Origin of the sequence: Burkholderia sp. Bp9016, from assembly GCF_003857765.1 — a bacterium.
In the GTDB taxonomy this organism is placed as follows: Bacteria; Pseudomonadota; Gammaproteobacteria; order Burkholderiales; family Burkholderiaceae; genus Burkholderia.
The window spans coordinates 1-646 of the sequence record NZ_QTPY01000093.1; the positions used below are offsets into that span (position 1 = coordinate 1).

At 65.6% G+C, this 646-nt stretch carries 1 protein-coding gene; it reads left to right on the forward strand.

Annotated elements, in window-relative coordinates; all coding sequences use genetic code 11:
- Window positions 1-4 precede the first annotated feature (4 nt).
- Entirely contained in the window at window positions 5-643 is a 639-nt protein-coding gene (locus DIE13_RS32575) for a hydrolase (protein ID WP_124831047.1), read from the forward strand.
- The last annotated feature ends 3 nt before the right edge of the window (window positions 644-646 follow it).

A 646-nucleotide genomic window follows, 5' to 3' on the forward strand; every position in this document is an offset into this window, starting at 1 on the left:
AACCATGGCAAGCGAACCGATTCGCGACCCCGCGAACGACCACCTGCTCACCCCGCAGAACGCGGCGTTCATCGTCATCGATTACCAGCCGGTCCAGGTGAACTCCATCGCCTCGATGGATCGCCAGCTGCTGATCAACAACATCGTCGGCGCCTCGAAGGCCGCCGTCGCTTACGGCCTGCCGATCGTCCACTCCACCGTCAACGTGAAGACCGGCCTGAACAAGCCGCCGATCCCGCAACTGCGCGCCGCCCTCGAAGGCTATCCGACCTGCGACCGCACCAGCATCAACTCGTGGGAAGACGTCGAGTTCCGCAAGGCCGTCGAAGCCACCGGCCGCAAGAAACTCGTCATGACCGCACTTTGGACCGAGGCGTGCCTGACCTTCCCCGCGCTCGACGCACTGAAGGCCGGCTACGAGGTCTACGTGGTCGTCGATGCGGTCGGCGGCACGTCGGTGGCCGCGCACGAAGCCGCGCTGCGCCGCATCGAGCAGGCCGGCGGCCGGATGATCAGCGTCGCGCAATTGTTCTGCGAACTGCAGCGCGACTGGGCACGCAGCGCGACCGTCCCCGCGTTCATCGACCTGTTCATCCAGACCGGCGGCACCGCCGGCATCCAGTTCTCGTACGACAAGAGCTGATTC

Coding starts and splice junctions, on each gene's coding strand:
- DIE13_RS32575 (WP_124831047.1), top strand. CDS start 5: ATGGCAAGCGAACCGATTCGCGACCCCGCGAACGACCACCTGCTCACC.